Raw genomic sequence first — 17,005 nt, 5'->3', positions numbered from 1 at the left:
GGCCGAGCTCGAAGAACGTGGTCACACCGCGCCCGGTGAGCTCGCGCACGGCGTCGGCGAAGCGGACGGTGCCGCGCACCTGGCCGGTCCAGTACTCCGGCGAGCGGAGCTCGTCGGCGGTGACGAGCGCGCCGGTGACGGTGGACACGAACGGCAGCGTGGGCTCGCCGTAGGTGACGCCGGCGGCGACGCGGGCGAAGTCCTCCAGCATCGCGTCCATGTGCGGCGAGTGGAAGGCGTGGCTGACGCGCAGTCGCTTGGTGCGGCTGCCGCGCTCCTTGAGGACGGCCGCGAGGGCGAGCACCGCGTCCTCGTCACCGGCGACGACCAGGGACGTGGGGGTGTTGAGGGCGGCGACGGAGACGCGCCCGTCGTACGCGTCGAGCAGCGGCAGCACCTCCTCCTCGGTGGCCTCGACGGAGACCATGGCGCCGCCGGTGGGCAGGGCGGCCATCAGCCGGCCGCGTGCCGCGACGAGGGTGCAGGCGTCCTCCAGGGAGAGCACTCCGGCCGCGTGCGCGGCGGCGAACTCGCCGATGGAGTGACCGGCGACGTAGTCGGGGCGCAGGCCCCAGGACTCGGCGAGCCGGAACAGCGCCACCTCGACGGCGAAGAGGGCCGGCTGGGTGTAGCCGGTGTCGTCGAGGAGCTCGGCCTCGGGGGTGCCCGGGGCGGCGAGGAGGATCTCCCGCAGCGGGCGGTCGAGGTCGAGGTCGAAGCGCGCCAGGACGGCGTCCAGGGCCTCGGCGTAGACGGGGTGGCGGTCGTAGAGGTCGCGTCCCATCCCGGGTCGCTGGCTGCCCTGGCCGGTGAAGAGGAAGGCGAGGCGGCCGGCGCCCTGGTGGTCGGTGAGCAGACCGCCGTCGGGGGTGCCGTCGCGCAGGGCGGTCAGGGCGCGGACGAGCGCGTCGTGGTCGTCGGTGACGACGGCCGCGCGGTGCTCCAGGGCGGCCCGGGAGGTGGCGAGGGAGAACGCCAGGTCGGTGAGGTGCGTTCCGGGGTGCTCGGTGAGGTGGGACAGGAGGCGGCCGGCCTGGGCGCGCAGGCCCGCTTCGGTGCGCCCGGACAGGGTCAGGGGGACGGTCGTGGGCTCGGCCGGGAGGACCGGCGCGGTGGTGGTGTCCTCGGCGGGCGTCTCCTCCGGTGCCTGTTCGAGGACGGTGTGGGCGTTGGTGCCGCTGAGGCCGAAGGAGGAGACGGCCGCGCGGCGGGGGTGCCCGGTGCTCGGCCACGCCTGCGGCTCGGTGAGCAGCCGGATGGCGCCGGCCTCCCAGTCGACGTGCGTGGACGGCTGGTCGACGTGGAGGGTCTGCGGGGCCACCTCCTCGCGCAGGGCCATGACCATCTTGATGACGCTGGCGACGCCGGACGCCATCTGCGCGTGGCCGATGTTGGACTTCACCGAGCCGAGGAGCAGCGGGTGCTCGGGGTCGCGGCCCTGGCCGTAGGTGGCCAGCAGGGCCTGGGCCTCGATCGGGTCGCCGAGGGCGGTGCCGGTGCCGTGTCCGTCGACGACGTCGACCTCGGCGGCGGCCACGCCCGCGTTGGCGAGGGCCTGGCGGATGACGCGCTGCTGGGACGGGCCGTTGGGCGCGGTCAGACCATTGGACGCACCGTCCTGGTTGACGGCGGAGCCCCGGATGACGGCGAGGACCTCGTGGCCGTTGCGGCGGGCGTCGGAGAGCCGCTCGACGAGGACGAGACCGACGCCTTCGGCCAGGCTCATGCCGTCGGCCTGGTCCGAGTACGCCTTGCAGCGGCCGTCGGCCGCCATCGCCCGCTGCCGGCTGAAGCCGACGAAAGCGCCCGGGGTGGCCATGACGCTGACGCCACCGGCGAGGGCCAGGGAGCTCTCGCCGTTGCGCAGCGACTGGCAGGCCAGGTGGAGGGCGACGAGCGAGGAGGAGCAGGCCGTGTCGAGCGTGACGGCCGGGCCCTCGAAGCCGTAGGTGTAGGACAGCCGGCCGGACAGGACGCTGGCGATGGTGCCGGTGATCAGGTGACCCTCGGCGCCCTCGGGGCTGGTGTTGCCGGCCGCGTAGTGCTGGTAGCTGGCGCCGATGAAGGTGCCGGTGGTGCTGCCGCGCAGGGTGGCGGGGTCGATCCCGGCGCGCTCCATGGCCTCCCAGGAGGTCTCCAGCAGCAGGCGCTGCTGGGGGTCCATGGCCACGGCCTCACGCGGCGAGATGCCGAAGAAGGAGGCGTCGAAGTCGGCGGCGTCGTGGAGGAAGCCGCCCCGGGTCGAGTACGTGCGGCCCGGCCGGTCGGGGTCGGGGTCGTAGAGGCCCTCGGCGTCCCAGCCGCGGTCGGTCGGGAACTCGCCGGTGGCGTCGCCGCCCTCGGTGATGAGCCGCCACAGCTCCTCCGGGGAGGCGATGCCGCCGGGGTAGCGGCAGCTCATGCCGATGATGGCGATGGGCTCGTCGTCGGCGGGGGTGGTGGCGGCGCGCGCGGCCCCGGCGTCCCCGGTGCGGGCGCCCGCGAGGGCGTCGCGCAGGTAGGCGACGAGCGCCAGCGGGTTGGGGTAGTCGAAGACCATGGTGCTCGGCAGGGCGAGCCCGGTGGCGGTGGCGATCCGGTTGCGCAGGTCGACGACGGTCAGCGAGTCGAAGCCGACGTCGCGGAAGGCCCGCTGCTCGGACAGCACGTCCGGGGAGGCGTGGCCGAGCGCGGTGGCCGCCTCGGTGCGGACGAGGTCGAGCAGGAGGCGCTCCTGCTCGACGGCGGTCAGCCCGAGCAGCCTGGCGGCGAACTCGCCGCCGGCGGCCGGGGCGTTGTCCCGGTCCTCCTCCAGGCGCTGGACCTCGGGCACGTCCTCGAAGAGCGCGGTGGGCCGGGCCGAGGTGAAGACCGGGTGGTAGCGCTCCCAGTCCACGTCGGCGATCGCGAGGACCGTCTCGCGGTCGTCGAGGGCCTGCCGCAGGCCGGTGAGGGCCAGCTGCGGATCCATGAAGACGAGTCCGCTGCGGCGGATCTGGCCCGGGTCGACGCGGCCGAGCTTGAGGTCGTCGGCCCAGATGCCCCAGGAGACGGCGGTGGCCCGGGCGCCGCGGGCGCGGCGGTGCTCGGCGAGGGCGTTGAGGTAGGCGTTGCCCGCGACGTAGGCGGCGTGCGCGCCGCTGCCCCACATACCGGCGGCGGAGGAGTACATGACGAAGGCGTCGAGCTCGTCGTCGTCGAGGAGTTCGTCGAGGTGCCGGGCGCCGGTGACCTTGGCGTCCACGACCCGCGCGAAGTCGTCGAGGGTCGTCTCGGCGAGCTGTGCGAGCTCGATGGTGACGGCCGTGTGCACGACCGTGCGGACGGTGCGTCCCTCGGCCTTGAGCGCGTCGAGCATCCCGGCGACCGCGTCGCGGTCGGTCAGGTCGCAGGCGACCGCGGTGGCCTCGCAGCCGAGCTCGGCCAGCTCCTGGACGAGCTCCGCCGCGCCGGGCGCGGCCGGGCCGCGCCGGCTGGTCAGGACGATGTGCTCGGCGCCCTGCCCGGCCAGCCAGCGGGCCAGGTGGGGTGCGAGGGTGCCGGTGCCGCCGGTGACGAGGGTGGTGCCGCGGGGCGTCCAGGGGTCGGCCGGGGCGGGGTCCGCGGGGTTGGCGCGCACGACGCGGCGGGCGAGGACGCCCGAGGAGCGCAGCGCGAGCTGGTCCTCTCCGGTGCGGCCGGTGAGGACGGCGGCCAGGCGTTCGCCGGCCCGCCGGTCGAGCTGTTCGGGCAGGTCGACGAGACCGCCCCAGCGCTGCGGGTGTTCGAGGGCGGCCGTCCAGCCGAGGCCGAGGATCTGGGCCTGTGCGGGGTGGGTCAGCCGGTCGGCGCGGCCGGTGGAGACGGCGCCGCGGGTCAGGCACCACAGGGGTGCCTCGATCCCGGTGTCGCCGAGCGCCTGGACGAGCGAGACGGTCAGGGCGAGCCCGGAGGTGAGCGCCGGGTGCTCCGTCGTCGGCTCCTCGGCCCCGGCCAGCAGGGACACCACGCCCGCGAGGCCCGTGACCTCGTCGAGCCCGGTGAGCCGCTCGGCCAGGACCGCGCGGTCGGCGCAGGTCCCGTCCAGGACGAGCGTGCGCGGGTCCGCGCCGTGGGCGGCGAGGATCTCCGTGAGCTCGTCGGCGGCGACGCCCTCGGTGGTGACGACCAGCCAGGTGCCGGCCAGGGTCGCCGGGGGCAGGCCGGTGAGCGGCTTCCAGGTGGCGCGGTAGCGCCAGGAGTCCACGGTCGACAGCTCGCGGCGGTGCTTGCGCCAGTGCGACAGGGCGGGGAGCACCGGGGCCAGCTGGGCGCGGTCGAGGCGCAGGCTGGAGGCGAGGGAGTCGACGTCCTCGTCCTCGACCGCCGTCCAGAACTCCGCGTCGGCGGGGGCCTCCTCGTGGGTGCTCCGCGGCTTCGCGGGGATGGCCCACAGGTGCTCGCGCTGGAAGGCGTAGGTGGGCAGGGGCACCCGGCGGGCGCCGGTGCCGTCGAGGACCCGGGACCAGTCGGCCCCCGCGCCCCGGACGAACGCCTCGGCCAGGGAGGTCAGGAAGCGGTCGGTGCCGCCGGTGTCGCGGCGGAGCGTGCCGAGCACCGCGGCCGGGGTGCCGGCCACCTCGGCCGTCTCCTGGACCGCCATGGACAGCACCGGGTGGGAGCTGACCTCGATGAAGAAGCGGTGGCCCTGGGCGAGGAGCTCGCGCATGGCGGGCTCGAAGCGGACGGTGCCGCGCAGGTTGGTGTACCAGTAGTCGGCGTCGGTGCCGGTGGTGTCGTCCAGCCAGTCGCCGGTGACCGTGGAGAAGAACGGCACCTGCGGGGTGCGGGGGCGGACGGGCGCGAGGACGGTGGCCAGTTCGTCGCGGAGCAGTTCGACCTGCGCGGAGTGCGAGGCGTAGTCCACGGCGACGCGCTTGGCGCGGACGTCCTCGGCGATCAGCTCGGCCTGGAGGGCGTCCAGCGGGCCGGGGGCGCCGGAGACGACGACGGACCGGGGTCCGTTGACCGCGGCGACGGAGAGGTCCTCGTAGGAACCGAGGCGCCGCTCGACCTCGGCCACGGGCAGCGGGACCGACATCATGCCGCCGGAGCCGGCCAGCACCCGGCCGATGGCCTGGCTGCGGAGCGCCACCACGCGGGCGGCGTCCTCCAGCGACAGGGCGCCGGAGACGGCGGCCGCGGCGATCTCGCCCTGCGAGTGGCCGGCGACGGCGTCGGGGGTGATGCCGTGGGCGCGCCACATCTCGGCCAGGGAGACCATGACGGCCCACGAGGCGGGCTGGACGACGTCGACGCGGTCCAGGGTGGGGGCGCCCTCGGCCTGGCGGATGACGTCGAGCAGCGACCAGTCGGTGAACGCGGACAGGGCGGTGGCGCACTCGGTCAGGCGCTCGGCGAAGACCGGGGACTCGTCCAGCAGCCGCGCGCCCATGCCGGCCCACTGGGAGCCCTGGCCGGGGAAGACGAACACGGTCTTGCCGTCGGTGTCGGCGATGCCCTGGACGACGCCCGGCAGGGAGCGTCCCTCGCCGAGGGCGGCGAGGGCGGCCCTCGCCTCGTCGCCGCCGGTGCCGACGACGACGGCGCGGTGCTCGAAGAGCGTGCGCGAGGTCAGCAGGGAGTGGCCGGCGTCGAGCGCGGCCACGGCCCCGCCGTCGAGGTGGGCCGCGAGGTTGGCGGCCTGGGCGCGCAGAGCGCCCGGGGTCCGCGCGGACAGCACCCAGGGGATGACGCCGCCGGCCGGGGGCACCGGCTCGGTCTCCTCCGCCTGGGCGGCCTCCTGCGGCCGGGGGGCCTCTTCGAGGACGGTGTGGGCGTTGGTCCCGCTGATGCCGAAGGAGGAGACGGCCGCGCGGCGCGGGCGCTCGCCCTCGGACCAGTCGGCGCCGTCGGTCAGCAGGGCGACCGTGCCGGACGTCCAGTCCACGTGCGTGGAGGGGGTGTCGGCGTGCAGCGTACGGGGCAGCCGGCCGTGGCGCAGGGCCATGACCATCTTGATGACGCCGGCCACGCCGGCCGCCGACTGGGTGTGGCCGATGTTGGACTTCACGGAGCCCAGGAGCAGCGGGCGCTCGGTGTCGCGGTCCTTGCCGTAGGTGGCCAGGAGGGCCTGGGCCTCGATCGGGTCGCCGAGGGCGGTGCCGGTGCCGTGCGCCTCGACGACGTCGATGTCGGCGGCGGCCACGCCCGCGTTGGCGAGGGCCTGGCGGATGACGCGCTGCTGGGACGGGCCGTTGGGCGCGGACAGGCCGTTGGAGGCGCCGTCCTGGTTGATGGCCGAGCCGCGGACGACGGCGAGGACCTCGTGGCCGTTGCGCCGGGCGTCGGAGAGCCGCTCCAGGACGAGGATGCCGACGCCCTCGGCGAGGGTCATGCCGTCGGCGCCGTCGGAGAACGCCTTGCAGCGGCCGTCGCCCGCGAGGGCCCGCTGCCGGCTGAAGGCGATGAACGGGCTGGGGTTGGTCATCACGGTGGCGCCGCCGGCGAGGGCCAGGGAGCTCTCGCCGTTGCGCAGCGACTGGCAGGCCAGGTGGAGGGCGACCAGGGACGAGGAGCAGGCCGTGTCGACGGTGACCGCCGGGCCTTCGAGGCCGAAGAGGTAGGACAGCCGGCCGGAGAGCACGCTCGGGCTGGTGCCGGTCACCAGGTGACCGGCGGAGCTGTCGTCGACGCCGAACCCGTACTCCTGGTAGGTGGAGCCGATGAAGGCACCGGTCGGGCTGCCGTGCAGGCCGGTGGGGTCGATTCCGGCCTGCTCGAACGCCTCCCAGGTGGTCTCCAGCAGCAGCCGCTGCTGGGGGTCCATGGAGACCGCCTCGCGCGGGGAGATGCCGAAGAAGGAGGCGTCGAACTCGCCCGCGTCGTGCAGGAACCCGCCCTGGGTGGAGTACGTCGTGCCGGGGTTGTCGGGGTCCGGGTGGAAGAGGCCGGTGTCCCAGCCGCGGTTGACGGGGAAGTCGGTGATGGCGTCGACACCATCGGAGATCATTTCCCAGAACTGCTGCGGGGAGCGGACGCCGCCGGGGAAGCGGCAGCTCATGCCGACGATGGCGATGGGCTCGTCGAGGCTCGCCGCGGCCACGGCCGCGGGGGCCGCCGTGCCGTCGGTGCCGAGGAGCTCGCCGCGCAGGTGGCGGGCGAGGGCGACGGGGGTCGGGTAGTCGAAGACCAGGGTGGCGGGCAGGGGCAGGCCGGTGAGCGCGGCCAGCCGCTTGCGCAGTTCCACGGCGGTCAGCGAGTCGAAGCCCGCCTCCCGGAAGGCCCGCCGCTCGGCGACGCCCTCGGTGGTGGCGTGGCCGAGGACCACGGACGCCTCGGCGCGGACCAGCTCGGTCAGCAGCCGCTCCTGGCCGGCCTGGTCGAGGCCGCGCAGCCGCGCGGCGAACTCCGGCGCGGCGCCCTCGCCGTCGGTGTGCGCGAGGGCCTGGACGTCGGTCAGCTCGTCGAAGAGGACGCTGGGGCGCGCGGAGGTGAAGACGGGGTGGTAGCGCTCCCAGTCGATGTCGGCGACCGTGACGGTGACGTCCTCCTGGACGACCGCGCGCCGCAGTTCGGCGAGGGCCGTCGCGGGGGCGAGCAGGCGCAGCCCGCGCTTGAGGAGCTGGTCGGTGAAGCCGTCGCTGGTGGCCATGCCGGCCTCGGCCCAGGGGCCCCAGGCCACGGAGGTCGCGGCCAGGCCGCGGCCGCGCCGGTGCTCGGCGAGGGCGTCGAGGTAGGCGTTGGCGGCGCCGTAGGCGCTCTGCCCGGCGCTGCCCCAGACTCCGGCGACGGAGGAGACCAGGACGAAGAAGTCGAGGTCGTGGCCGTCGAGGAGGGCGTCCAGGTGGGCGGCGCCGAGCAGCTTGGCGGCCATCGTCGCCGCGGCCTCGTCGAGGGGGGTCTCCGCGAGGGAGGCCGCCTGGCCGACGCCGGCCGCGTGCACGACGCCGGTCAGCGGGTGCTCGGCGGGTACGGACTCCAGCAGGGCGGCGAGCGCGGCGCGGTCGGCGGTGTCGCAGGCCGCGAGGGTGACCTCGGCGCCCAGCCCCTCCAGCTCGGCGGCGAGTTCGCCGGCGCCGGGGGCGTCGGGGCCGCGGCGGCTGGTGAGCACGAGGTGCTCGGCGCCGCTGCGGGCGAGCCAGCGGGCGACCTCGGCGCCCAGGGCCCCGGTGCCGCCGGTGACGAGCACGGTGCCGCGGGCGGTGAAGGCGTCGGCCGGGGGCAGCTCGGCGAGCGCGTGGCGCACGAGGCGCCGGCCGAACGCGCCGGCCGTGCGGATCGCGAGCTGGTCCTCGCCGCCCTCGGCGGCGAGGGCGCTGACGAGGTGCTGGGTGGCCGGTGCGTCGAGGACGGCCGGCAGGTCGATCAGGCCCCGCCACAGCTGCGGGTGCTCCAGGGCGGCGACGCGGCCCAGGCCCCAGACGGCCGCCTGGAGGGGGTGGGTGAGCGGGTCGGCGGCGCCGGTGGTGACCGCGCCCCGGGTCAGGGTCCACACGGGGGTGTCGAACCCGGTGTCGGCGAGGGCCTGGACCAGGACGAGGGTGCGGGCGAGCCCGGCCGGCGGCTCGGAGCCGAGCGGCTGACCGGCCTCGTCGGCGAGCGGGAGGAGGTTCAGGACGCCGGCGAAGGCCCGGTCGCCGTGCGCGGCGTCGAGCCGGGCGGCGAGCGCGGCCCGGTCGGGACCGTGCTCCAGGACGAGGGTCTCGAACTGGGCGCCGTGGCCGCGCAGCGCGTCCAGGACCTCGTCGCCGTCGACGCCGTCGGCGGTGACGACCAGCCAGGTGCCGTCGAGGACGGGTGCGGCGGAGGCCCGGACGGGCCGCCACGCGACCTGGTAGCGGGTGGAGTCCAGCAGGGCCTTCTCCTGCCGGTGCTGCCGCCAGGACGACAGGGCGGGGAGCAGGGCGTAGAGGGAGGCGTGCTGTTCGTCGCGCAGGCCGAGGAGTCCGGCGAGCCCGGCCGCGTCACCGCGCTCGACGGCGCCCCACAGCTCGGCGTCGGCCGGGTCGGGGGCGGCCTGCGGTACCTGGTCGGCCGGGTCGGCCTCGGGCCAGTAGCGCTCGTGCTGGAAGGCGTAGGTGGGCAGGTCCACGGTGCGCGCGCCGGTGCCGGCGAAGTACGCGGACCAGTCGACGGCCGTGCCGTGTACGTGCAGACGGGCGAGGGCGGTGGCGGCGCAGCGCTCCTCGCCGCGCCCGGTGCGCAGCATCGGGACGATGTGCGCGTCCGCGTCGTCGCCGAGGGCTTCCTGGGCGGCGGCCGACAGCACGCTGTCGGGGCCGAGTTCGAGGAAGGTGCCGGCACCGCAGTCGTGCGCGGCGCGCATGGTGTCCGCGAAGCGGACGGCGCCGCGGGCGTGCGCGACCCAGTAGTCGGCGGAGCGCAGCTCGTCCTCGGTGGCGGGGCGGCCGGTCAGGCCGGAGATGACGGTCACGTCCGGCGCGTGATAGGTGAGCTCCGCGGCGACCTCGCGCAGCCCGTCGAGCGCGGGCTCCATGAGCGGCGAGTGGAAGGCGTGGCTGACCTCCAGGCGCTTGGTCTTGCGGCCCTGGGCGGCGAAGTGGGCGGCGATCTCCTCGACGGCGGCCAGGTCCCCGGCGACCACGACGCTGCGGGGGCCGTTGACGGCGGCGACGGAGACCTCGTGCTCGCGCCCGGCGAGCAGCGGCGCGAGTTCGTCCTCGGTGACCTGGAGGGAGATCATCGCGCCGCCGGCGGGCAGCTCCTGCATCAGCCGTCCCCGCGCGGTCACCAGGCGGGCCGCGTCGGGCAGCGAGAGGACGCCCGCGACGTGCGCGGCGGTGATCTCGCCGATGGAGTGGCCCAGCAGCACGTCGGGGCGGACGCCCCAGGTGCGCAGCAGGCGGTGGAGCGCGACGCCGATGGCGAACAGCGCGGGCTGGGTCCACTCGGTGCGGCCCAGCAGCTCCGCCTCGGGGGTGCCCTCCTGGGCGAACAGGACGTCCTTGAGGGGGCGGTCCAGGTGCGGGTCGAGGGCGGCGGCCACCTCGTCGACGGCCCGGGCGAACGCGGGGAAACGGGCGGCGAGTTCGCGGCCGGCGCCGGGGCGCTGGCTGCCCTGCCCGGAGAACACCACGGCGAGCTTGCCGGCGCCGCCGACCTCGCCCTCGGTGAGGGCGGCGTCGGGCCGGTCGGCGGCCAGGGCGGTCAGCGCGCGCAGCAGTTCGTCGCGGTCGCCGGTGACGACGGCCCGCTGGTCGAAGGCCGAGCGGGTGGTGGTGAGGGAGAGGCCGATGTCGGCCGGGTCGAGCGTGGGGTGGTCGTCGAGGAAGGTGCGCAGGCGGGCGGCCTGGTCCCGGAGCGCGGCGCGGCTCCTGCCGGAGAGCGCCCACGGGACGACTGCCGGGGTGAGCTGCGGCTCCCGCTCCTCGTCCGGGCCGTCGGCGGTCGGCGGCTCCTCGACGATGACGTGCGCGTTCGTACCGCTGAAGCCGAAGGAGGAGACACCGGCGCGGCGCGGCCGGCCGGCCTGCGGCCAGGGGGTCTCCTCGGTGAGCAGGCGCACCGCTCCGGCGTCCCACTCCACGTGCGAGGACGGCTCGTCGGCGTGCAGGGTGCGGGGCAGCGTGCCATGGCTCATGGCCATGACCATCTTGATGATGCCGGCGACACCGGCGGCGGCCTGGGTGTGGCCGATGTTGGACTTCACCGAGCCGAGGAGCAGCGGGCGTTCGGCGTCGCGGTCCTGGCCGTAGGTGGCCAGGAGGGCCTGGGCCTCGATCGGGTCGCCGAGCGTGGTGCCGGTGCCGTGGCCCTCCACCGCGTCGACGTCGGCGACGGACAGGCCTGCGCCGGCCAGCGCCTGGCGGATGACGCGCTGCTGGGACGGGCCGTTGGGGGCGGTGAGGCCGTTGGAGGCACCGTCCTGGTTGACGGCGGAGCCCCGGACGACGGCCAGGACGCGGTGCCCGTTGCGGCGGGCGTCCGAGAGCCGCTCCAGGACGAGCACGCCGACGCCCTCGGACCAGCCGACGCCGTCGGCGCCGTCGGAGAACGCCTTGCAGCGGCCGTCCTCGGAGAGGCCGCGCTGCCGGGAGAACTCGATGAGGGCGCCCGGCGTCGACATCACGGTGACACCGCCGGCCAGGGCGAGCGAGCACTCCCCCGCGCGCAGGGCCTGCATGGCCCAGTGCATGGCGACGAGCGAGGACGAGCAGGCCGTGTCCACGGTGACGGCCGGGCCTTCGAGGCCGAGGGTGTAGGAGACGCGGCCGGAGGCGACGCTGGGCGCGGTGCCGCTGCCCTGGTGGCCTTCGAAGCGGCCGCCGGCCAGCGTCTGGGCGTAGTCGTTGTACATGACGCCCGCGAACACGCCGGTCTGGCTGCCGCGCAGGGACACCGGGTCGATACCGGCGCGCTCGACGGCCTCCCAGGACGCCTCGAGGAGCAGGCGCTGCTGGGTGTCGGTGGCCAGGGCCTCGCGGGGGCTCATGCCGAAGAACGCGGGGTCGAAGTCGGCGGCGTCGTGCAGGAAGCCGCCGAAGCGGGTGTAGGAGGTGCCGATGCGGTCGGGGTCCGGGTCGTAGAGCGCGTCCAGGTCCCAGCCTCGGTCGGTGGGCAGGCCCGAGATGGCGTCGGTGCCCTCGCTGACCAGCCGCCACAGGTCCTCGGGCGAGCTCACGCCGCCCGGGTAGCGGCAGCTCATGCCGACGATGACGATCGGGTCCTGCTCGGCGGCGGCCCGGGGGGCGGTGACGGGGGCCGCGGCCCCGGCGCCCATGAGCTCGCCGAGGAGGTGGGCGGCGAGCGCGGCGACGGTCGGGTAGTCGAAGATCAGCGTCGCGGCGGTGCGCAGTCCGGTGGCCGCGCCGAGCCGGTTGCGCAGCTCCACGGCGGTGAGCGAGTCGAAGCCCAGCTCCCGGAAGGGGCGCCGCGCGTCGACCTCGGTGGCGCCGGAGTGGCCGAGCACGGCGGCCACCTGACCGGCCACCAGGTCGGTCATCACCTCGGTGCGGTCGGTCTCCTCCAGCCGGGACAGCTTCTGGACGAGGGTGACGGCCGCCTCGGAGCCCTGGACGACCGAGCGGCGGGCGGGGGCGCGGACGAGGCCGCGCAGCAGGTGCGGCACCTCGCCCTGGCCGCGCAGGACGGACAGCTCGAGCCTGGCGGGCAGCAGGACGGCGGAGTCGGTGGCGACGGAAGCGTCGAAGAGCGCGACGCCCTGTTCCTCGGTGAGCGCCGGGGTGCCCATCCGGGTCAGGCGCTGGAGGTCGGCGTCCGTCAGGCCGCTGGTCATCCCGGTGGTGGGCGCCCACGGGCCCCAGGCCAGGGCGAGTCCGGGCAGGCCGGCGGCGCGGCGCAGCTGGGCGACGGAGTCGACGAAGGCGTTCGCGGCGGCGTAGTTGCCCTGGCCCGCGCCGCCCAGGGTGCCGGCGAGGGAGGAGAAGACGACGAAGGCGGCGAGGTCCAGCTCGCGGGTGGCCTCGTGGAGGTGCCACACGGCGTCGGCCTTGGGCCGCAGCACCGCGTCGATCCGCTCCGGGGTCAGCGACTCGATCACACCGTCGTCGAGGACGCCGGCGCTGTGCACGACGGCGGTGAGGGGGTGCTCGGCGGGCACGCCGGCCAGCAGCCGCTGCACGGCGGCCCGGTCGGCGAGGTCGCAGGCCGCGACCTCGACCCGGGCGCCGAGCCCGGTCAGCTCGCCGACGAGCTCCTCGGTGCCCTCGGCGGCGGTGCCCCGGCGGCTGGCGAGCAGCAGGTGGCGTACGCCGCGCTCGGCGACCAGGTGGCGGGCCAGTACGCGGCCGAGGCCGCCCGTGGCGCCGGTGACCAGGACGGTGCCCTCGGGGTTCCACTCGGCGCCGGTCTCCGGCGCCTGGGCGCGGGCGAGCCGCGCGCCGAGCACGACGTCGCCGCGGACGGCGGTCTGCGGCTCGTCGGAGGCCAGGGCGCTCAGCAGGGCGGCGTGCCCGGGGGCGGTCGCGGTGCCGAGGTCCAGCAGGCCGAAGCGGCCGGGGTGTTCGGCCTGGGCGGCGCGCACCAGGCCCCGGACGGCGGCGGCCGCCGGGTCCGGGGTCTCGCCGCCGTCGGTGGCGACGGCGCCACGGGTGACGAGGACCAGCCGGGAGCCGGCGTACCGCTCGTCGGCCAGCCAGGTCCGCAGGTGCGCGAGGACCTGGGCGGTACGGGCGTGCGCGGCGACGACCGGCTCGTCGTCGGTGGTGCCGGCGACGGGGGCGAGCACGACGGCGGGCACGTCGTCGGTGCCGGCGGCGTCGTCGAGGCCGGGCAGGGCGGTGGCCGTGAGGCCGGCCGAGGTCAGCGTCGCGGTGAGGCCGAAGAGGTCGGCGCCGAGGACGGCGACCGAGGCGGGGGCCGCCCCGGCGGTGTCCCGCAGCGGGGTCCAGCGCTGCTCGAACAGGGCGTCGCGGGTGAGGGAGGCGGCGGTGCCCAGCCCGTCCTCGGGCACGGCGCGCAGGACGAGCGAGCCGACGGAGGCGACGGGGGCGCCCGTGGTGTCGGTGACGGCGATCGCCACCGCGTCGTCGGCGGTCCGGGTGAGCTTCACACGGACCGTGGTCGCACCGCTCGCGTGCAGGGTCACGTCCTGCCACGAGAAGGGCAGGCCGCCGCGGCCGTGCTCGCCGAGGCCGACGAAGGCCGTGGCGTGCAGCGCGGCGTCCAGCAGGGCCGGGTGGATGCCGAACGACCCCGCGTCGGCGCCGTTCGTCTCCGGGAGGGTCACCTCGGCGTAGACGTCGTCGCCGCCGCGCCAGGCGGCGCGCAGCCCCTGGAACAGGGGGCCGTAGCCGAAGCCGCTGCCGGCGACGCGGTCGTAGAAGCCGTCGAGGTCCACCGGCCGCGACTCGGCGGGCGGCCAGACGGCGGTGTCGAAGTCGGCGCGGTGCTCGCCGGCGACGAGGGTGCCGGCGGCGTGCTGCGCCCAGGGGAGCTCCTCGGACCCGTCGGGGCGGGAGTGGACGCTCAGGGGGCGGCGGCCGGTCTCGTCCGGGCTGCCGACCCACACCTGCACCTGGACGCCGCCCTCCTCGGGCAGGACCAGGGGTGCGGCGAGGGTGAGTTCCTCGACGCGGTCGCAGCCGACCTCGTCGCCGGCGCGGACGGCGAGCTCCAGGAAGGCGGTGCCGGGGAGCAGCACCGTGCCGCGTACGGCGTGGTCGGCGAGCCAGGGGTGGGTGCGCAGCGAGATCCGGCCGGTGAGCAGCAGGCCGTCGGAGTTGGCGACCGACACGGCCGCCGCGAGCAGCGGGTGGTGGGCCGCGCCCAGGCCGGCGGCGCGGACGTCGCCGGTCTGCCCGGGGATGCTCTTGGGCCAGTAGTGGCGGCGCTGGAAGGCGTAGGTGGGGAGGTCCGTGCGGCGGGCGCCGGTGCCGGCGAAGTAGGACTCCCACTGGACGGCGACGCCGCGGGTGTGGAGCCCCGCGAGCGTGGTGGTGAGGGCCTCGGCCTCGGGGCGGCCCGGTCGCAGGGCGGCGAGCGCGGCGGGGGCCGCGTCGGGGGCGGCCTCGGTGACGCCGTTGTCGGCGAGGTGTGCCCGGGCCATGGCGGACAGGACGCCGTCGGGGCCCAGTTCGAGGAAGGTGCCGGCGCCGTGGCCGCTCAGCCAGGAGAGGGTGTCGGCGAAGCGGACGGCGTGGCGCGCGTGGTTCACCCAGTGGTCCGGCGAGGTCAGCTGCTCGACCGTGGCGAGGGTGCCGGTGAGGCTGGAGACGACCGGGGTCACGGGGGCCTGCGGCGTGAGTCCGGCGACGACGGCGCGGAACTCCTCGAGCATGGGCTCCATGAGCGGGGAGTGGAAGGCGTGCGAGACCTGGAGGCGCTTGGTCCTGCGGCCGAGCGCGGTGAAGTGCTCGGCGACGGCGGTGACCTCGTCCGCGTCACCGGCGACGACGACGGCGGTGGGGCCGTTGACCGCGGCGACGGAGACGCGGTCCGAGCGGTTCTCCAGCAGGGGCAGGACCTCGTCCTCGGCCGCCTCGACGGAGACCATGGCGCCGCCGGCGGGCAGGGCCTGCATGAGCCGGCCGCGGGCGAGGACCAGGGTCGCGGCGTCGGCGGCCGTGAAGACCCCGGCGACGTGCGCGGCCGCGATCTCGCCGATGGAGTGGCCGGCGAGGAAGTCCGGCTTGACGCCGAGGGATTCGGTCAGCCGGTAGAGGGCGACCTCGAGGGCGAAGAGGGCGGGCTGCGCGTAGCCGGTGCCGTTCAGCAGTGCGGCCTCGGGGGTGTCCTCGGCGGCGAACAGCACGTCCTTCAGGGGACGTTCGAGGCCCTGGTCGAGGTGGGCGCAGATCTCGTCGAGGGCGGTGGCGAAGGCGGGGAAGCGGGCGTACAGCTCGCGTCCCATGCCCGGCCGCTGGGAGCCCTGGCCCGCGAAGAGGAAGGCGAGCTTGGCGCGTCCCTGGGCGGTGCCGCGCACCAGGCCGGGGGCGGGGTCGCCGTCGGCGAGCGCGCCGAGGACGGCGAGGGCCTCGTCGCGGTCGGCGGCGGTGAACGCGGCGCGGTGCTCGAAAGCGGAGCGCGCGGTGGCCAGGGAGTAGGAGGCGTCGGCGGGCACGAGGCCGGGCCGGGAGCCGAGGAACGCCAGGAGGCGGGCGGCCTGGGCGCGCAGGGCCTCGGGGGTGCGGCCGGAGACGAGCCACGGCACGGTGCCCGCGTCGAGGGGTTCGGCGACGGCGGCGGGCGCGGCCGCGTCCTCCCCCTCCTGCTGGTCGGCCTCGGGGGCCTGGAGGGCCGGTGCCTCTTCCAGGATGGTGTGCGCGTTGGTGCCGCTGAGCCCGAACGACGAGACGCCGGCCCGGCGCGGCGCGTCGCCCTGCGGCCACTCGACCTGCTCGGTGAGCAGGCGTACGGACCCTGCCGTCCAGTCGACGTGCGTGGAGGGGGTCTCGGCGTGGAGCGTGCGGGGCAGGGTGCCGTGCCGCATGGCCAGCACCATCTTGATGATGCCGGCCATGCCGGCCGCCGCCTGGGTGTGGCCGAGGTTCGACTTCACGGAGCCGAGCAGCAGCGGGCGGTCCTCGGCGCGGTTGCGGCCGTAGGTGGCGAGCAGGGCCTGGGCCTCGACCGGGTCGCCGAGGGAGGTTCCGGTGCCGTGCGCCTCGACGACGTCGACCTCGTCGGCCGAGAGCCGGGCGTTGAGCAGCGCCTGCTCGATGACCCGTCGCTGGGACGGGCCGTTGGGTGCGGTGAGGCCGTTGGAGGCACCGTCCTGGTTGACGGCGGAGCCCCGGACGACGGCGAGGACCTCGTGCCCGTTGCGGCGGGCGTCGGAGAGCCGCTCCAGGACGAGCACGCCGACGCCCTCGGCCCAGCCGGTGCCGTCGGCGCCGTCGGCGAAGGAGCGGCAGCGCCCGTCGGTGGCCAGTCCGCCCTGGCGGTCGAACTCGGTGAACGTGATGGGCGAGGACATCACCGTGACGCCCGCCGCCAGCGCCATGGAGCACTCGCCCTGGCGCAGGGAGTGGGCGGCGAGGTGCAGGGCGACCAGGGAGGACGAGCAGGCGGTGTCGACCGTCACCGCCGGCCCGACGGCCCCGAAGAAGTACGAGAGCCGGCCCGACAGGACGCTGGTGGCGCTGCCCGTCAGGGTGAAGCCCTGGACGTCGTCGTCCGGGCCGACCCGGTAGTCCTGGGGCATGGCCCCGACGAACATGCCGGTCCGGCTGCCCCGGACCGTCGCCGGGTCGATGCCGGCCCGCTCGAGGGCCTCCCACGAGGACTCCAGCAGCACCCGCTGCTGGGGGTCCATCGCGAGGGCCTCGCGCGGGGATATCCCGAAGAATCCGGCGTCGAACTCGGCCGCCTCGTGCAGGAATCCGCCGGAGTACTTACCCGCGTCCTCCGCCAGCAGCTCCCAGCCCCGGTCGGCGGGGAACCCCGTGATGCCCTCCTCGCCCGCGACAAGCATGGACCAGAGCTCCTCGGGGCTTTGCACGTCCCCGGGGAAGCGGCAGCTCATGCCCACGATCGCGATGGGCTCGCGAGCCGCCGCCTCCAGTTCGCCCACCCGCTGCCGCGACCGCCGCAGATCGGCGCTCGCCCGCTTCAGGTAGTCGCGGAGCTTCTGTTCCTTGTCCAT

Annotated in this window: 1 protein-coding gene (cut by a window edge); it reads right to left on the bottom strand. The window is 76.0% G+C overall.

Going from position 1 to position 17,005, the window contains the following annotated elements; translation table 11 throughout:
* Positions 1 to 17,005 carry the 5' portion of a type I polyketide synthase gene (locus AF335_RS14740; protein ID WP_102919232.1) on the bottom strand. 11,498 nt of this gene lie to the left of the window's left edge, so the window shows 17,005 of its 28,503 coding nt (coding positions 1–17,005); its start codon is at positions 17,003 to 17,005; the stop codon falls past the left edge of the window.

Source organism: Streptomyces eurocidicus, from assembly GCF_002891295.1.
Lineage (GTDB): Bacteria > Actinomycetota > Actinomycetes > Streptomycetales > Streptomycetaceae > Streptomyces > Streptomyces eurocidicus.
The sequence above is the reverse complement of the archived record's forward strand: the minus strand, read 5'-3'. Positions and strand labels throughout refer to the sequence as shown.